Here is a 17,471-nt window from a genome sequence, read left to right as displayed (position 1 = left end):
CAGGAGAATCACAGTGGCCAACATCCTCGTCATGATTCCCTCCGGCGAAGTCTATGACCATGACTGCGTGCGGTGGTACAGCTACAAAGAGATTCAGCGGAGCATCAACCACTACCATAACATCGGTGATGCGTTCGTCTACGACTCCTCGCTGAAGCTGCTGACCTACGACCGTCTGGACGTCGTGGAAATCCGGGAATTCAAGCAGGAGTTGGTTGACCGCGCCAACGCCGAATACGATTACGTGTTCCTGCGTGGGTCGAACTACATCCACGACCAGATGGTCTGGCCGGAAGCGACCGAGCAGGTCCTGTCCAAGCTGCGCATCCCGGTCATCGCCTTCGGCGTCGGCGCGCAGGCTCCGGCCACCGGCAAGATCCAGCTGACCGAGGAAAGCAAGCGCATCTGGCGGCTGTTCGCCGATAAGTCCACGACGCTGGGCGTGCGCGGCACCTACACGGCCGAAGTGCTGTGGGATCTGGGCATCAAGAACGTCCGCATCGTCGGCTGCCCGACCGCCTTCCGCAACCGCGATCCGGAACTGCGCATCGACCTGCCCTCGCTCGACAGCGTGCGCAACGTCGGCATCACCATGCGCCGCGAGGTGTCCGACCACTATTCGCCGGACGTGAAGACCTATCTGAACCGCCACCGCGATTTCGTGAAGGACATGGCCGGCCGCTTCGACACCGTTCTGATGATGCAGGGCGAGGTCGAGGAGAAGAAGCTGCTCTGGGGCACCGACGAGCAGAAGGCCGAGGCCTGGGCGCATCTGCACGAGAACGAGTGGCTGAAGAACTGGTACTTCGACGAGGAGATGGACGAGCTGTACCGCACTCGCCTGTGGTACTCGGACGTCGTCGCCGACTACGAAAGCATCGTGCGCTCGAAGGATTTGGTGCTGGGCTACCGCCTGCACGGCAACCTGATGGCCCTGTCGAACGGAACGCCGTCGGTCTACTTCAGCTACGACAGCCGCACGGCGGAGTTCGCGGAGACCTTCGCGATTCCCTGCTACGACGTCTATTCGAACAAGCCCTTCGTCCTTGAGGAATACTGGGACCAGAGCCTGTTCGAGAAGTTCAACCGCACCTACTACCAGCGCTACCGCGACATGCGGGAGTTCCTGGACGAGAATTACATCCCCCACCGCATGCCCAGCCCGGCGGTCCGCAGGACCCCGCAGCGCAAGGCGGCGTAAGGACCGACAATCCCCTCTCCCGCCCCCGGCGGGAGAGGGTTTTTGATACGGGAGACTGCATTATGCCCGACGCCCTTCACGAGGTTGCGCCCGCCGCGACCGAATCCGCCATCGAAGGCCGCATCGACGCCATCCAGGGGGGCCGCGTCTACGGCTGGGCCTGGGACCGCGCCCACCCGGCCGACCGGCTGGAGGTGGAGTTCCGCGCCGAAGGACCCGATGGCAGCCCGCTGGTGCTGGGCCGCGCCGTCGCCGACCGCGCGCGCGAGGATCTGGTGGGCGGTGGATACGGTGACGGGCAGCACGCCTTTGAAGCCGCCATCGACCTGCCGCCGGGCCTCGAGCCCGCGCGGGTCGTCGCGGTCGTGCACGCGCCGAGCACCGGAACGATCCAAACCTTCGTGCAGCCGAGCGCCGATGAGCAACTTCTCCAGCGGACGCTAGCACCGCACCTGCTGCGCATTGCCGACGGCGTCGAGGCGTCGCGCCGCGACCAGCAGCGGCTCGCCTCGTCCCAGCAGGGGCTTGCCCGGCTGCTGCGCGACATGCACGACCGCATCGCCGCCAACCGCGAGGACGCCAATCGAGAGGACAAGGCCCAGCAGGCCGAACTGCTCGATGCCTTCAACGAGTTGAAGGAGCGGGTCGGCAGCCTTGAGGTCTTCCTGGTGCGCATGGACGCCAGCATGCGCAACCTGGACGAGGCGCTGAAGGCCAAGGTTGCGCCGAACAACGGCCCGATGATCGCCGCCGCCCTCGGTGCGGGCATCGGCGCCTTGGTGGCGACCATCATCGGTCTGGCGCTGTTCGGGTAGAAAAAGAAGGCTCGCGCCGGTTATAGTCCGGCGCGAGCAAGCCTCTTTCACCCAGGACGACATGAGCGTGGACCAGCAGCCGTCACCCAAGGACGCCACCATCGCCGAGCGCGTGGCGAAGACCGGCATCGACGAGGCGATGATCGAAAACCTCGTCCGCACCTTCTACGGCAAGATCCAGGGCGACCCGGTGCTGGGGCCGGTCTTCGGCGCGGCAATCACCGACTGGGAGCCGCATCTGCGCAAGATGATGGATTTCTGGTCCTCGGTCGCGCTGCTCACCCACCGTTACGATGGCCGCCCGCTGCCGGCCCATGTGCGGTTCGACATCGGGCCGGACCACTTCGCCCGCTGGCTGGCTCTGTTCCGCGAAACCACGGCCGAAGTCTGCACCCCGGAAGCCGCCGCTTTCTTCCAGGACCGCGCCGAGAGCATCGGCCGCAGCATCCAGATGGGCGTGGAGTTTTTCCGCAATCAGAACGCCGGTCCGCGAACCGCCGGGTGAGCCGCGCTCATCCTCCCTGCCCCGCCATGCTGGGCTTCGTCTAGGCCGTGATTTCGTCACGGTCCAAGCCATAGGCGCGTGACCGTCACGAACCGGTTTCCGGCCCGGTTCGACTGCGCCCGTGCGCGCACTCCCTCCCAGAACAACTCGATGACCGAGCGTTGGCCTTGCCTCCGCCGTTTCACCCGCACGATGACCACGTTGCAAATGAGACTCGTTCGCATTAAAAGCAAGTGAGCTTAAGAATGATTCTCATTATCAGAGCGGGGCGAACGAGTGCAGACACGAGCAGAGAGCGACAGGCGGTCGCTGCGAAAGGCGTTCGGCGCCGTCATGATGACCGGGCTCATCATGCCGACCATGGCGAACGCGCAGAGCGCCAATGCCAGCTCATCGAACACGCCGGTCCAGTTGCCGGCGGTCACAGTGAGCGGCCAGGGGGAAACCGCCCTGACGCCGGTGACGGGGTATGTTGCCAACCAGCAGGCGACCGGCACCAAGACGGACACTCCCCTGATCGAGACGCCGCAGTCGATTTCGGTCATCCCAAGCGACCAGATCAGGGACCAGAACGCGCAGACGCTGAATCAGGTGGTCCGCTACACCGCCGGCGTGACGGCGGAAACGCGCGGTGCGGTGGCCACCCGTTACGACCAGCTGAAGATTCGCGGCTTTGACGCGGTCACCTACCTGAACGGGCTGAAGCTCCAGTCCCTGTATTACGCCGCCCCGCAGATCGATCCGTTCCTGCTTGAGCGTGTGGAGGTCCTCAAGGGACCGTCGTCCGTGCTCTACGGCCAGTCACCGGCCGGCGGGCTGATCAACCAGGTCAGCAAGCGGCCGACGGCAACCGCCCAGAACGAGGTCGGGATCGAGTACGGCACGAACAACCACGTGCGCGGCACCGCCGATTTCTCCGGCCCGATCGATGCCGAAGGCAAGTTTCTCTACCGCTTCAGCGCCGTCGGACTCAGCGAGGACGGCCAGATGAAGATGACGGAGAACGAGCGCATCGCCATCGCGCCGTCCTTCACGTGGCGCCCCGACGCCAACACCAGCCTGACCCTGCTCGGCTTCTACCAGCACGACCCCAAGGGCAACTCCTACGGCGGCATTCCGCCCCAGGGAACGGTGCTGTACAACCCGCTCGGCAAGATTCCGGTCGATTTCTACGACGGCGACCCGAACTTCGAGACCTTCGACCGGCGCCAGACCTCGCTGGGCTACGCCTTCGACAAGCGGCTCAGCGATGTCTGGAGCGTTCGCCTGAACGGCCGGTGGCTGCACGCCAAGGTCGCCTACGACAGCGTGTACGCCAACGGCCTCGCGCGCGACAACCGTACCCTCTTCCGTGGTGTGGCCACGTCGCGCGAGGCGATGAATTCCTACACCTTCGACAACCAGCTCGAAGGTCGCTTCTCCACCGGCCCGGTCCAGCACACACTGCTGGCGGGTTTCGATTACCAGCGACTCGACGGTCATTACGCGGCCGGCTTCGGGGCGGCCCCATCGCTGGACGTGTTCGCACCGACCTATGGCATGGCCATCACGCGCCCGGCGACCAACCGGACCGACGTCGATGGCAACCAGGCCGGCGTCTACCTTCAGGATCAGCTCCGGCTGGGCGGCTTCGTCCTGACGCTCGCCGGCCGCCGGGATTGGGCGGAGACCACCTCGACCACCGCGCGCGGCAGCACCCGCCAGTACGATCAGGCCTTCACCGGCCGGGCCGGCCTGACCTACGTCTTCGAGAACGGTATCGCGCCCTACGTCAGCTACGCCGAAGCCTTCGTGCCGCAGACCGGGACCGACTTTTCCGGCAAGCCGTTCGAGCCCGAGAAGGGGACGCAGTACGAGGTCGGCGTGAAATACCAGCCGGCGGGCCTCAACAGCCTGTTCACGGCGGCTCTGTTCGACCTGACCCGCAGCAACCTGAAGACCGCCGACCCGATCCATCCCGGTTTTTCCGTCCAGACCGGCGAAGTCCGGTCGCGCGGCATCGAGCTTGAGGCCCGCGTCGGCGTGACCAAGCAGCTCGACCTCATCGGCGCCTACACCTATCTCGACGTCGAATACACCAAGGACAACACCGGGTTGCAGGGCAAGCAGCCGCCGGCGGTGCCGCGCCATCAGGCGTCGGGCTGGGCCATGTACCGCATGGCCGAAGGCATGTCGCTGGAGGGCCTGAGCGTCGGCGGCGGTCTGCGCTTCACCGGCAGCACCCTGAACACGGCGAACACCTTCAAGGTGCCGTCCGTCACGCTGGTCGATGCCGCGGTGTCCTACGACCTCGGCGCGCTGTCGGACAAGCTGAAGGGGGCGGAGGTCTCGCTCAACGCCAAGAACCTGCTCGACAAGGAATATGTGGCCTCCTGCTACTATGGCGACTGGTGCGCCTACGGTTACGAGCGGACGGTGACCGCCGGCCTGCGCTACCGCTGGTGATCCCCTTGTTTCTCCAATCCTGGCAAAGGAAGCTGTCATGACGCCTGCAAGCTTGCGCGGCTGGCGCCTTGTCCATCGCTGGACCAGCCTGATCTGCACGGTGAATCTGCTGATCCTCTGCGTCACGGGGCTGATCCTCGTGTTCCACCACGAGATTCAGCACATCATGGGCGAGGAACTCGACACCTCCTACACGGAAGGGCAGGCTCGCCTGCCCCTCCAGACCCTGGTTGATATCGCGCAGAAGGCCGATCCGACGCTGGCGCCCAAGCTCGTCTCCTTCGACCCGGAGGACGCGGGCGCCAACTACATCTACATCGGTCCCCCCGGCGCCCGCGATTTCGAGGACGGGCGCTGGGTGGTGCTGAACAGCTTCACCGGCAATAACCAGGTGCTGAAGAAGCCGGAGGAGACCCTGACGGGCTTCCTGCTGAAACTTCACGTCGATCTGTTCGCCGGCTTTGCCGGCCAGATGTTCGTCGGCGTCATGGGCATCCTGTTCGTGGTGAGCACGGTCAGCGGGCTGGTCGTCTACGGCCCCTTCATGAAGAAGCTGGCCTTCGGGCTGCTGCGCTTCGGCCGTGGCCCGCGCATCGCGAACATCGACCTGCACAATCTGTTCGGTGTCGCGACGCTGGTCTGGGCCTTTGTGGTCGGACTGACGGGAGCGATCCTGTCCTTTTCGCCGCTGATCATCGGCTATTGGCAGCAGACGGAACTGGTCGCCATGGCCGCGCGCCACACTGAACCGATGACCGGCACGGCCATCAGCATCGACCAGGCGGCGCAGGCGGGGCTGGCGGCGTTTCCCGGCAAGGACCTCGCCTTCATCGCCTATCCGGGCAACAACTATTCGAGCGACCGCCATTTCAGCGTGATGGTGCGCGGCCACACCGAATTGACCAAGAAGATCCTCAGCGTCGCCCTGGTGGACGCCGAATCCGGGACGGTGGTCGAAACGGCGGACACGCCCTGGTACATCACGGCGCTGCTGCTGTCCGGCCCCTTCCATTTCGGCGACTACGGCGGCCTGCCGCTGCAGATCATCTGGGCGTTGTTCACCATCGTCACCACGGCGGTGACCGTCACCGGCTTCGTGGTCTGGCTGAAACGTCCGCGAACGCGGACAGCGGTGCTGGAACGATCGCCGCACGGGGCGTCGGAGGGCAAAGCATGAACAGCGTCTGGCGCATTCCAGTGATTCTGGGCGCGCTCTCCCTCGTGGGGCTGAGCGCGGCCATCCTCGGCGACGGCTTCTGGCATTGGATCTGCTGGATCACCCTGTCCATTCCGCTGGCCGTCTGCGCGGTCAAGCTCTGGCGGCAGTGGCCGTCCTCGTCACCCGCCACGCCACCGGCGTGAGCCGGCGTTAGAGCAGATCGCGCCCGACCGCGCAGGACAGCGCGCGCGAGCCTTCCGTCGCCCGACCGTTCGCGGCGGAAGGCCGGCGCCATCCTCGTCATCGCGGCGTCATATCGTGACGCTGACGCCCTGCGACCCGCGCGGGGGCCAAGATGGATGCGGGCGGCGGCCGGGTAGCCGCCGCCACGTCGGCAATTTGACTTCACCGGCGCCGTAAAGCCCGTGGCATTTCCGTAGGGAAAGGCACATATGCCACCATTTCCCGCATGCGCCATGACGACGGACCCCGTGACGTGACCACCCTTGCCGAGATTGCAGGCTCCATCCAACGAACGGGCGTGCTGTTCTGCACCGTCGTCACCCGTTCACACCTGAAGTACGCCTGGGTGCTCCGTCAGGCCCTGCGGCGGCATCATCCCGAGGAGCCTTTCTGCATCCTCGTTCTTGACGCGCCGGCCGATGATTCCCTGTCGGAAAGCGCGCATTTCGATGTCCCCATCCTGGGCCTGCAAGCCCTTGCGTCGCCGAAGATCACCGACATGACGGTCTACTATTCGGCGTACGAGCTGTGCGGGAACATCAAGCCCTATCTCCTCCTGCATCTTTTCGAGCGGACGGCGGCGCGCAAGGTCGTCTACCTCGACTCCGACCTATTCATCACCGGCCCCTTGTGGACGGCCATCGCAACCCTTGACACGCACGACGTCACCGCCGCTCCCCACACCCTGTCCCCTCTCCCGGACGACGGACGCGAGCCCAGCGACCTTACCGTCGCCGCCAACGGCGCCTACAACACTGGCTTCATGGGATTCCGGCGGACGCCCGCGGTCCTGGACCTCCTGAGGTGGATGGCCGAACGCGTCCACCGCCGGGGCTTCAACGCCTTTTCGCAAGGGATGTTCTGCGAGCAGCGGTTCTTCAACCTCGGCGTGGCGTTCCTGAAGGACCGCTTCCGGCCAATCACCCTGGAAGGCTACAACGTCGGCTATTGGAACTTGCTCGAGCGCGTGATCACGCAGCGCGCCGGAGCGTACTTCGCCAACGAACAGCGCGTGGCCTTCTTCCACATGAGCGGCTTCGATCCGGACAATCGCGACCGGCTGTCCGTGTACGACGAGCGGTACGATCTGACGAACCATCCCCAGGCCGCGATCCTCCGGGTGCTCGCCGACGACTATCGGGGGCTGTTCGCCGACGTGCCGTTCCCCCCTCACGACGGCTACGGATTCAATGTCTGCAACGGCATCCGGCTCACCCCGGAGGTGCGGCGGCACTTTCACCAGACCGGTGTCCTGCGCGGCGTGGTTTCGCTGGAAGACGCGCTTGCCGCCGCAAGGCAGTGCACGGACGCCGGGCATCCCGACAAGGCGGCGCGGATCTACGCCGGCATTCTCCAGAAGGCGCCGCGCAGCATCGAGGCGATCCACGGCTACGGAATCACCGCCGAACAGCTCGGCGACCGCACCCTGGCCCGCCAGCTCTTCCACCGGCTGCTCGCCCTCACCCCCGACCATGCCGACGCGGCGCACCGCCTCGCCGTTCTGGAACGGGATGGGGATTGAACGCCCTGTCCGCGACGGCGCCGTGTTCGGTTTCCGGGGACTCCGGGGCGACTCCGTTGGACAAAATCTATCGCTGGCCGCTATTCGGACGGTGGTGCCATACCGCTGCCACCAGGCCTTCCCGCCCATGAACCAGATCGACGGTGCCGTCGCGTGATTCCGAAAATTCTTCACCAACTCTGGAAGACGGCGGCCATTCCCGCGCGGTTCGAAACGCTCCGGCAGAGCTGGCTCGCGCGGCACCCGACATGGGAGTACCGGCTGTGGACCGACGCGGACATCGCCGCCTTCGTGACGCGGGACTTTCCCGAACTCCTGCCGGTGTTCGAGGGATACGCGCAGCCGATCTGCCGCGCCGACCTGGCCCGCTACCTGATCCTGAAGCGCCATGGCGGTTTGTACGTCGATCTCGACTTCGAATGCTTCAAGCCGATCGACGGGCTGCTCGGGACCAGCTCCTTCGCCATCGGCCTCGAACCGGCGTCCCATCTGGCGCTCGGCAAGGCTGTGCAGCGGCGCATGGAGCGCGTGCTCTGCCCGTCGCTGATCGCCTCGGTCCCCGAGCATCCCTTCTGGGACCATGTGCTGGGCCACATCCGGCGCAACGCCGGCGAGGCAGACGTGCTCGACGCGACCGGACCATTCCTGCTGACGCGGGCCTACGAGGATTACCGGGGACCGGAGCCGGTGACCCTGCTGCCGGCCGAGACCGTCTACCCGGTGGACAAGATGGAGTGCTTGGAAGGCCGCCTGTTCGACATCGCGCATTGGGAGGCGGCCACCCGCGACGCCCACGCGCTGCACCACTGGGACGGCACCTGGTTCCTTGGAGAGGCGGCGTTCGAAGCCAAACGGCCGCGCCGGCTGCGCCTCAATCTCAGCGAGGGGAGCGGGCCGCTCGCGGGGGCCGCCGAGCCGTCCGACAACAGGCCGCTGGTGTCCTGTCTGATGGTGACGCGCGACCGCTTCGAACAGGCCCGCCTGTCCATCGACTGCTTTCTGCGGCAGAGCTATCCGAACCGGCAACTGGTCATCATCGACGACAGCCGCGACGACCGGCTGGTCGGCCATGTGGCCGCACTCGGCGACCCGCGCATCGTCATCGAGCGCTCGCCCACGCCCGCGCCGACACTGGGGGAAGCGCGCAACCGCGCCGTCGATCTGGCGAAGGGCTCCCACGTCTGCCAGTGGGACGACGACGACCTCTACGACCCGTTGCGCCTGGAATTGCAGGTGGCGGCGCTGCTGGGCGCGCGGGCGCGCGCCTGCATGCTCAGCCGGTGGACGATCTGGTGGCCCGACGCCGGACGGTTGGCCATTTCGGGGCGGCGGGCCTGGGAAGGTTCGCTGCTGTGCGAGAAGGCGGTGCTGCCCCGCTACCCCGCCCTGCGCCGTGGCGAGGACACCCCGGCCGTCGATGAGCTGCTGCGGACCGTCCGCGTCGCGCACCTCGACGAGCCGCGCCTCTATCTCTACGTCGCGCACGGCCGCAACACCTTCGGCGGCGATCATTTCGACGCCCATTGGGAGAGCGCCGCGCACCGCTGGCTGGGCGAGCGCTATCGGGCCGTCTTGGCTGAACTGGCCAAGCGGCTGCCCTTGGACGCGTACGCCCGCCTCCGCCCTCCGGCCCCCTCCCGGCCCAATACCGGCCGGGGCGCGGCCTGGGAGCGCATCCTGTCGGAAGCGACGGCCATTTTGGACGCCAATCCGGCGAACCCCAGCGCCAAGGCCCGGCGCGCCGGTGCCCTCATGCAGCTCGACCGTCTGGAGGAGGCCGAAGCGGCGTTCCGGGACCTGTGCGCCGCCCACCCGAAGGAACCCTTCGGGCTGGACGGGCTCGCCCGCGTGGCGGCGCGCCGGCGCCAGTGGCTGGAGGCGCTGAAGCGCTGGGAAGCCACGCTGGCGGCCTTTCCGGAACACTGGCCGGGAATGCTCGGATACGCCCAGACGCTGCTCGACATCGGCCGGTTCGAGGAAGCCGAGGCGCTGTTCGCCGAGGTGGCGCGCCGCCAGCCGCAGCCGCCCCTCGGCGCCATCGGCCTTGCCGAAGCCGCCGCCCGCCGCCGCGACTGGGAGACCGCGCGCCAGCGCTGGCAGACGGTTCTCGCCCACACCCCCACCTCGGCGCAGGCGATCGTCGGGCTGCTGACCGCGCTATGCGAGCTTGGACGGCTCAACGAGGCCGAGAAACTCCTCGCGGACTCCGCGCCGCATCTCGGCCGGGCCGATACGGTCCTGGCGCGCGCCATGCTGTTGCAGAGGCGCCATCACGGGGCGGCCCTGCTCGCGCTGCTCGACGAGCATCTCGACGTGGTCGAGGCCAACCCGACCCTGCGCAATCTGTATTTCCACGCCGCGCAGACCACGCACGGCGACACCGCGAAGGCCGCCGCCCTGCTGGCCCCGCCGGAACCGGACGGCGCGCTGCCGGCCTGGGCCCAGGCGGTTGCCTGCGCCCACGCCCCGCAGGGCATCGGCGAGGGCACGCGCGCGCAACTGATCGACCTGTGGCACCGCCATGGGCTGGCGATCCTGTCGCCCGATCTGTTGACGCTCATCGCCGAAGCGGTGGCGCAGGCCGAAGGCCCGGCCGGCGTCGAAGCCATCCTGAAGGCCGTGGACGGGATGCCGCTCACCGACGTGCGCGCGGTGAAGATGCGCCTGCTGGCGGTGTTCGAGCGGCTGAGGCGGGAAGGCGGAGACGATGCCGCAACCGCGCTGCGCGCGCTCGCCGCCTCGGGCGACCCGAGGATCCCGCTCGGCCATTGGCGCGAGGCCGTGCGGGGTCTGGTGGACATGGTCCAGCGCCTGCGCGACCTGTACCCGGCCTTCGACGTCGATACCGGCTGGCGGCGGTCGCAGGCCGAGGCGGTGGTCGCCCGCATCCTGGACAGCTACGAGGCGCGCCGCCCCTTCAGCCTGATCCGGCTTGGCGACGGGGAAGGCAACTTCCTGCCCTATCCGGCGGAACACGCCGCTTTCGCGGAGGCCGACCGCGCCGCGACCCAGTGCATCTGGTGGGGCGAGCCGCGCCTGACCGGCGCCGCCGCCGACGTGCTGTCCGACGCCCTCCAGGCGGCGGTCCGCAACGCCGACGTGGTCGGGATCCCGGATCTGTCGCGCCTGTGCTACAGCCTGCCGGTTCCCACCGCCGCCGACCTCTATCACAGCTGGCACGACTATCGCGGGCTGCTGACCGTCATCCGCAACCTGTTGACGGGCGGGAATGGCCTGTTCGCGCCGACGCAGGCGATCACCTCCTGCCACATCCACGCCGACCTGTCGGCCTGGGGCCTGTACGAGCGCCTGTTCGCGACGATCCGGCGCGTGGCCGTGGTGACCTGCCACCCCACGCTGCCGGAGCGGCTGGCCGAGCGTTTCGGGCTGACCGTCAGCCGCGTCCACCTCATCCCGCACGAAACCAAATACGGCGGCATCTTCCGCTACGGGGAGAGAGAACCGCACTTCCCGACCGCCTACGAGCGGCTGATGGAGACGCTGACCGTCGACGAGCCGGGGCAGGTCGTCCTGGTCGCCGCCGGTTTCCTCGGCAAGATGTACTGCAAGCGTATCAAGGAGCAGGGCGGCATCGCGCTCGATCTCGGCAGCGTGGTCGATTACTGGTGCGGCTTCACCACGCGCAGCCTGCATTTCACGCAACGCTACGCCGCCATTCCGGCGCCCGCCCCCAAGCCTGAACACAAGCCCGAACCCAAGCCGGAGCCCGAGCCCGGTCCCAACGCGGCCGTGTTCGGCCACCTCTGCGCCCCGGTCGGCCTGGGCACCGCCGCACTCGGCACTCTGGAAGCCTTGGCGGCGGCCGGCGTGCCGACGACCGCCGTCGATCTCGACCGTCCGGCCCCGGCGGCCAGGGTCATGCCGGATCATCCCGTCACCATCGTCCACACCAACCCGGACGCGCTTTTGGACGCCGCCCGCTGGGGGAAGGCGGGACCGCTCAGCCAGACACTGTTCCAGGACCGCCTCGCCATCGGCTGCTGGGCCTGGGAAAGCTCGACGACCTTCCCGGAGTCCTGGCGGCGGGCCTACGCCCTGTTCGACGAGATTTGGGTGCCAAGCCGCTTCGCCGCCGAGAGCTTGGCTGTCCAGGCGCCAGTGCCGGTGGTGGTGATGCCCCACGTCGTCGCCCCGCCGGTGCCGGCCTTGACGCGGCGCGACCTCGGCCTGCCCGAGACGGGCTTCCTGTTCGCCTTCTCCTTCGACGAGTTGAGCGGCTTCACCCGGAAGAACCCGCTCGGCCTGATTGAGGCCTTCAAGCAAGCGTTCCCGCAGGATGACGGGCGCGCGGTGCTGGTGATCAAGGCGCGCACCCTGTCGGCCGCGAACCGGGCGCGCCTGCTGGCCGCCGCCGAAGGGCGCCCGTCGATCATCCTGCGCGAAGGCAGCGAAAGCCGGGAGGCGGCGCTGGCCCTGCTGGCCACCTGCGACGCCTACGTCTCCCTGCACCGTTCCGAAGGCTTCGGGTTGACCATCGCCGAGGCGATGCACTTCGCGAAACCGGTCATCGCCACCGGCTATTCCGGAAACCTGGATTTCATGGCGCCGGACTGCGCCTACTCGGTTCCCTACCGCCTCATCACGACCGAGGCCGACGAGGGCTATTACCCCCGGGGCACCCTGTGGGCCGAACCCGACCTGTCCGTCGCGGCGGACCTTCTGCGCACTATCGCGGCCGAGCCGGAGGAGGCGCGGGAGGTCGGCCGCCGCGCGGCGGCGCATGTACGGGCGACGCTTTCGGCCGAGGCCGTGGGCAAGCGCATGCGGGAACGCATCGCGGTGGCGCTCGAACACCGCCGGGCCGGCGACCGTCTGCGGCGCCCGGTCGCGGTTCCCTTGGCCGCCCCGCAGTGCCCGGAACCGCCGACGGTTCTGGTCCTCACCCCGGTGAAGAACGCCCGCCGCCACCTGCCCGCCTACCTCGCGGCGCTCGACCGTCTCGACCACCCGCGCGACCGTCTGTCTCTGGCGTTCCTGGAGGGAGACAGCGAGGACGGGTCCTCCGCGTATCTCGACGGCCGGCTGGAGGAACTCCGTACGCGCTATCGCCGGGTCGAGTTGCACCGGCACGATTTCGGCGTCCGTCTGTCCGGCCCACGCTGGAAGCCCGAGGTCCAGGGGCTGCGCCGTGCGACGATCGCCCGCGCCCGCAACCGGCTGCTCACCGGCGCGTTGCGCGACGAGCAGTGGGCCTTGTGGATCGATGCCGACGTCGTCGATTTCCCCCCGGACGTGCTGACGCGGCTGCTCGACACCGGGCACGACATCGTGACGCCGAACTGCGTCACCGAACCCGGCGGGCCGAGTTTCGACCTCAACAGCTTCCAGTTCACCGACGAGGCGGCGGCGACCGATCCCCGGCATTGGGTCAATGGGCTGATCCAGCCGCCGCGCGGCGTCGGACGGCGCTACCTCCACGAACTCCGGGGGCAGGGGCCGGTCCGGCTCGACGGCGTCGGCGGCACCATGCTGCTGGTGCGCGCAGCACTGCACCGGGAAGGGCTGGTGTTCCCGGCCTTCAGCTACCGTGGTTACATCGAGACCGAAGGGTTGGCGATGATGGCCAAGGACATGGGCGTGTCGTGCTGGGGCCTGCCCGATGTCGAGATCCTGCACGTTCGGGAGTAGTCCGACGCGCCCCAAAAGCGATTGGTGGTCCATCCGTCGAACGCCGAGCCAAAAGGCCGAGCCAAAAGCCGGACCACCATGCGCTCGCCCACAATTTTTGGCTGTCTACACCACGCCTTCGGCTTTCGAAAATCCGCGCCCACTCAACAGAGGCGAGAATTTAGTACAGAGAACAGGCGCAATTACGGCCAATTGAAACGGAATGTAACTCTCTCAATTTTCGTACGGTCTTAAATGTTAACACCGCATTTACAATTTTATTATTGATAAGTCTCTCGTTGAGAAATAAATTTTCCTGGAATTCTTTGCCTCATTGCCGGCACGGCATTGGGGAATAACAGTTCTTCATAGCAAGGAGTGCTGGAGGCGTGGTCGCGACTCTACAATTTGACGGATCAAATCCGTCAGACGACGCTACCGACGTTCAAATTGGAGCCAACCTGGAGCTCTGGTTGTCTGATCCGGTGTATGGCAGCGGCGGCACCATCACGCTCAGGCGGGTCGACAACGATTCGGTCGTCGAGACGTTCGCGGCGACGGATGCGAGCCGCGTCACTATATCCGGCAGCACCGTCATCATCGACCCCACCGCCGATCTCGATTACGCGACGGCCTACTACCTGGAAGTCGATCAGTTCGCGTTCTTCAGCGAAACTGACGGTTCGCCCTTCGAGGGACTGAGCGGCAGCACGTCCTTCAACTTCACGACCGAAGCCGACCTCATCCCCCCGGAACTTGTCAGCGTCAACAGTGGGAGTGTACCGGTCAGCGCCGACCTCGTGCTCACCTTCAGTGAAGCGGTGAACGGCAGCGGCGGCGCGATCACGCTCAAGCGGCTGTCCGACCATGCGGAGATCGAAACCTTCACTGCCGCGGATTTCGGCCCGGTCGCGATCAATGGCAGCACCGTCACCATCAACCCAACCGCCGATCTCGATTATTCGACAGTCTACTATCTGGAAATACAGGACGGTGCGTTCAACGACGGTCGTGGCAACTTCAACACGGCCGTGACCGGCAGCACCTACAGCTTTATCACGGCCGCGCCCCCGCCTCCACCGACATCGGACCCGACGCCCCCGAGCCCGACCACGGTTGACGGCGTTCCGGTGCAGACCGGCTCGGTGACCAACAGCGACGGCACGACCTCGCAGACGATCACGATCCCGGTGGTCACCGCATCCCGCACCGACCAAGTCGGCAACAACAACATGGCCGACATCCCGCTGGTCACCGGCGGCGGCGCCAACCTGCTGACCGCCCAGGTGCCGACCGGCTTCGGCCTGACGGTGAGCGGCTCCGGCGCCCCCAAGGCGGCCGGCTCCTCGCTCAGCGACCTGATCCGCGAGATCCAGACGCGCACCACCGCCGGCTCGGCCGATCAGGCCCAGCTCACCGGCGGCGGCTCGGGCTTCCTGCAGGGCCTGCCGGCCGACGCGCCCCTGCTGGTCCAGACCATCGTCCCGACCACCGCCCCCGGCGCCACCGCGCCGGGTACACCGCTGGTCATCACCGGCACCCCGGCCGGCGCCGGGCCGACCACCGCGCTGGTCATCGACACCCGCAACCTGCCCAGTGGCTCCGAGATCCAGTTGCAGAACGTCGAGTTCGCGGCGGTGATCGGCGCGGCGCGGGTGACCGGCGGCGAGGGCTCGCAGAGCGTCTGGGGCGACGGCGCCAGCCAGTACATCGTGCTGGGGGCTGACGACGACACGCTGCACGGCGGCGGCGGCGACGACTTCGTCGGCTCCAAGACCGGCAACGATGTGCTGTACGGCGACGAGGGCAACGACACCGTCCAGGGCGGGGAGGACCACGACACCCTGTTCGGCGGCAGCGACAACGACCTGCTGCTCGGCAACACCGGCGCCGATGTGCTGTTCGGCAACACGGGCGCGGACACCCTGTACGGGGGCCGGGACAACGACACCCTGTATGGCGGGCGCGACAACGACGCGCTGTTCGGAGACGACGGAAGCGACGTCGTGAACGGGGATTTGGGCGACGATGCACTGACAGGCGGTGCCGACAACGACACACTGTCAGGTGGCGATGGTGCCGATCTCGTCTTCGGCAACACGGGCAGCGACCTTCTGTTCGGCAACATGGGGGCCGATACGCTGTACGGCGGGATGGGCAACGACACGCTGTACAGCGGGCGCGACGACGATCTTCTGTTCGGTGACTTGGGCGACGACCTGCTGTTCGGCGATCTGGGCAACGACACCCTGACCGGCGGTGGCGGGGCGGACGTGTTCGTCTTCGGGCAGCGCTTCGCCGGGGGGCTCGGCGACGGGCACGACGTGATCACCGACTTCAACGCCGCCGAGGGCGACCGCATCCAGCTGAAGGGCGGGCTGACCTACACGCTGACCGCCAACGGCGCCGGAGACGCGGTGATCGTCTTCTCCAGCAACGATGATGTGACGCTCGCGGGGGTCCGCCGCGATCAGGTGCAATCCATTTGGTTCGTGACGGGCTGACGCAGATCGCGACCGGCCCGAAAGGGCCGGTCGCGATCTGCTTTTAAAAAGCTGCCTGAAGGATCTCTAGGGCGTCCGGGACGGAGAGGACCGGCCGCAGGTTGGCCTTTACGAACGCGTTGCCGAGCGCGCTTTCCGCGACGCGCGGGAGAACGTCCTTCGCCACCCCCAACTCCGAAAGGCGGGTCGGCAAGCCCAGCGAGGCGATCAACGCCCGCACGGCGTCCGCCGCAGGCAGACCGGCTCCGCCGCAGGCTTCGGCGATCCAGGCCTGTCGGTCGGCCGACACCGGCTGGTTAAAGGCAAGGACCGCCGGCAGCAGCACGCAGGAGGTCAGGCCGTGCGGAACACCGGCCAAGGCGCCGAGCTGATGTCCGAGGCCGTGGCTGGCCCCATAGCGGATACGTCCGATGCCGCAGGCGGCGAGCCAGACGCCCAGTTGGCAGAGGTGCCGCGCCGCCACGTCCTCCGCTTGCGCGTGCGACCGGCGGAGTCCGTCGGACAACAACGTCAGGCCACGCAACGCCAGCGCGTCGGTGTAGGGGCTGGCATCGCGGGACAGGATCGTTTCAATGGCGTGATCAAGCGCCCGGACTCCGGTGGACAGCCACAGGTCCTGCGGTGTCGCGCCGGACAGCCAGGGATCGAACACCACGATATCGGGCGCCAGCGTGTCCGACTTGAAGATGTGCTTGATGCCGGTCGCGGTGTCGGTCGCTCCGCCGATCATGCCGAACTCCGCCGCCGACAGCGTCGTGGGCACGGCCACGATGGGAACGTCGCGATGGACCGGCGATGGCCTCATCTCGCCATGGGGACCGGGCACCGACCGGAGTTCCAGCAGCGCCTCCCGATCGGCCGCCCCGGCCTTTGCCGCGAGCGCGCCAACCTTGGCTGCGTCGAGCGCGCTGCCGCCGCCGATCACCACGATCAGGTCGGGCCGCGTCGAGGCGATTGTCTCCGCCAGGGCCAGCACCACGTCGAACGGCGTGTGCGGTTTCAGGTCGCTGAAGATCGGCAGCGCGGCCGGGGCCAGCGCCCCAAGCGCCTCTTCGACCATCGGATGGCGGGACAGCGAGCCGGTCACGACGGGCAGCACCCGCGCGCATCCACGCTCCGCAACCAACCGGGTCAGGGTGGCACGGAGCGGCGCCCCATAGTGAACGACCGGCTGGCGCAGCAGGGCGAGGGTTCCCCCCGTGACGGCATCGGTGTGCAACGAATCGCTGATATCGGCTGGTCCTGACATCATATCCTGCCCCAATGTTCCGCGATCTGTTTGGAGAAGCCGGCAACGCCAGCCGTTCGGACACTTGACGACGAACGCCGCTTACCGACGCCAGCGGTGAAGCACCTCGCCGACGATGCCGCGGCGGAAGAGCAGGACGCAGACGACGAAGATGGCGCCGATGACCACCGGGACCGGCAGGTTGGTGCCGGCCAGATAGC

General features: G+C 67.3%; 10 protein-coding genes. 9 read left to right on the top strand and 1 reads right to left on the bottom strand.

Features of this window, described 5'->3' with window-relative positions; genetic code table 11:
• Positions 1-13: 13 nt before the first annotated feature.
• From J2852_RS17705 to J2852_RS32250, 9 genes are all read left to right on the top strand, one after another.
• Positions 14-1,201, top strand: coding sequence for a polysaccharide pyruvyl transferase family protein (locus tag J2852_RS17705; RefSeq protein ID WP_209877922.1), 1,188 nt, complete (start codon positions 14-16; stop codon positions 1,199-1,201).
• 62 nt (positions 1,202-1,263) lie between these two features.
• Entirely contained in the window at positions 1,264-2,016 is a 753-nt protein-coding gene (locus J2852_RS17700) for a hypothetical protein (protein WP_209877920.1), read from the top strand.
• 61 nt (positions 2,017-2,077) lie between these two features.
• Positions 2,078-2,521 carry a group III truncated hemoglobin gene (locus J2852_RS17695; RefSeq protein ID WP_209877918.1) on the top strand — a complete coding sequence of 148 codons (444 nt, stop codon included), beginning with the start codon at positions 2,078-2,080 and terminating at the stop codon, positions 2,519-2,521.
• 333 nt (positions 2,522-2,854) lie between these two features.
• Positions 2,855-4,966 (top strand): TonB-dependent siderophore receptor, encoded by a 2,112-nt coding sequence (locus J2852_RS17690; RefSeq protein WP_209877916.1) that lies wholly within the window; start codon positions 2,855-2,857, stop codon positions 4,964-4,966.
• Between the two features lie 37 nt (positions 4,967-5,003).
• Positions 5,004-6,143 (top strand): PepSY-associated TM helix domain-containing protein, encoded by a 1,140-nt coding sequence (locus tag J2852_RS17685; RefSeq protein WP_209877914.1) that lies wholly within the window; start codon positions 5,004-5,006, stop codon positions 6,141-6,143.
• The gene (locus tag J2852_RS17680) at positions 6,140-6,328 is read left to right on the top strand and encodes a hypothetical protein (protein WP_209877912.1); all 189 of its coding nucleotides are present in this window, start codon (positions 6,140-6,142) and stop codon (positions 6,326-6,328) included. The genes J2852_RS17685 and J2852_RS17680 overlap by 4 nt, the downstream gene beginning before the upstream one ends.
• A gap of 293 nt (positions 6,329-6,621) precedes the next feature.
• Positions 6,622-7,890: a tetratricopeptide repeat protein gene (locus tag J2852_RS17675; RefSeq protein ID WP_209877910.1), complete on the top strand. Its 1,269-nt coding sequence runs from the start codon at positions 6,622-6,624 to the stop codon at positions 7,888-7,890.
• A 153-nt stretch (positions 7,891-8,043) separates the two neighbouring features.
• Entirely contained in the window at positions 8,044-13,539 is a 5,496-nt protein-coding gene (locus J2852_RS17670; RefSeq protein WP_209877908.1) for a tetratricopeptide repeat protein, read from the top strand.
• A 368-nt stretch (positions 13,540-13,907) separates the two neighbouring features.
• Entirely contained in the window at positions 13,908-16,022 is a 2,115-nt protein-coding gene (locus J2852_RS32250) for an Ig-like domain-containing protein (protein WP_209877906.1), read from the top strand.
• A 43-nt stretch (positions 16,023-16,065) separates the two neighbouring features.
• Here the strand turns inward: J2852_RS32250 and J2852_RS17660 are convergent, their stop codons facing one another.
• On the bottom strand, positions 16,066-17,274 hold the full coding sequence (locus J2852_RS17660; RefSeq protein ID WP_209877904.1) for an iron-containing alcohol dehydrogenase: 1,209 nt from the start codon (positions 17,272-17,274) through the stop codon (positions 16,066-16,068).
• Between the last annotated feature and the right edge of the window lie 197 nt (positions 17,275-17,471).

It is taken from the genome of Azospirillum soli, from assembly GCF_017876165.1.
Lineage (GTDB): Bacteria > Pseudomonadota > Alphaproteobacteria > Azospirillales > Azospirillaceae > Azospirillum > Azospirillum soli.
The sequence above is the reverse complement of the archived record's forward strand: the minus strand, read 5'-3'. Positions and strand labels throughout refer to the sequence as shown.

Coding starts and splice junctions, on each gene's coding strand:
- J2852_RS17700 (WP_209877920.1), top strand. CDS start 1,264: ATGCCCGACGCCCTTCACGAGGTTGCGCCCGCCGCGACCGAATCCGCC.
- J2852_RS17695 (WP_209877918.1), top strand. CDS start 2,078: ATGAGCGTGGACCAGCAGCCGTCACCCAAGGACGCCACCATCGCCGAG.
- J2852_RS17690 (WP_209877916.1), top strand. CDS start 2,855: ATGATGACCGGGCTCATCATGCCGACCATGGCGAACGCGCAGAGCGCC.
- J2852_RS17685 (WP_209877914.1), top strand. CDS start 5,004: ATGACGCCTGCAAGCTTGCGCGGCTGGCGCCTTGTCCATCGCTGGACC.
- J2852_RS17680 (WP_209877912.1), top strand. CDS start 6,140: ATGAACAGCGTCTGGCGCATTCCAGTGATTCTGGGCGCGCTCTCCCTC.
- J2852_RS17660 (WP_209877904.1), bottom strand. CDS start 17,274: ATGATGTCAGGACCAGCCGATATCAGCGATTCGTTGCACACCGATGCC.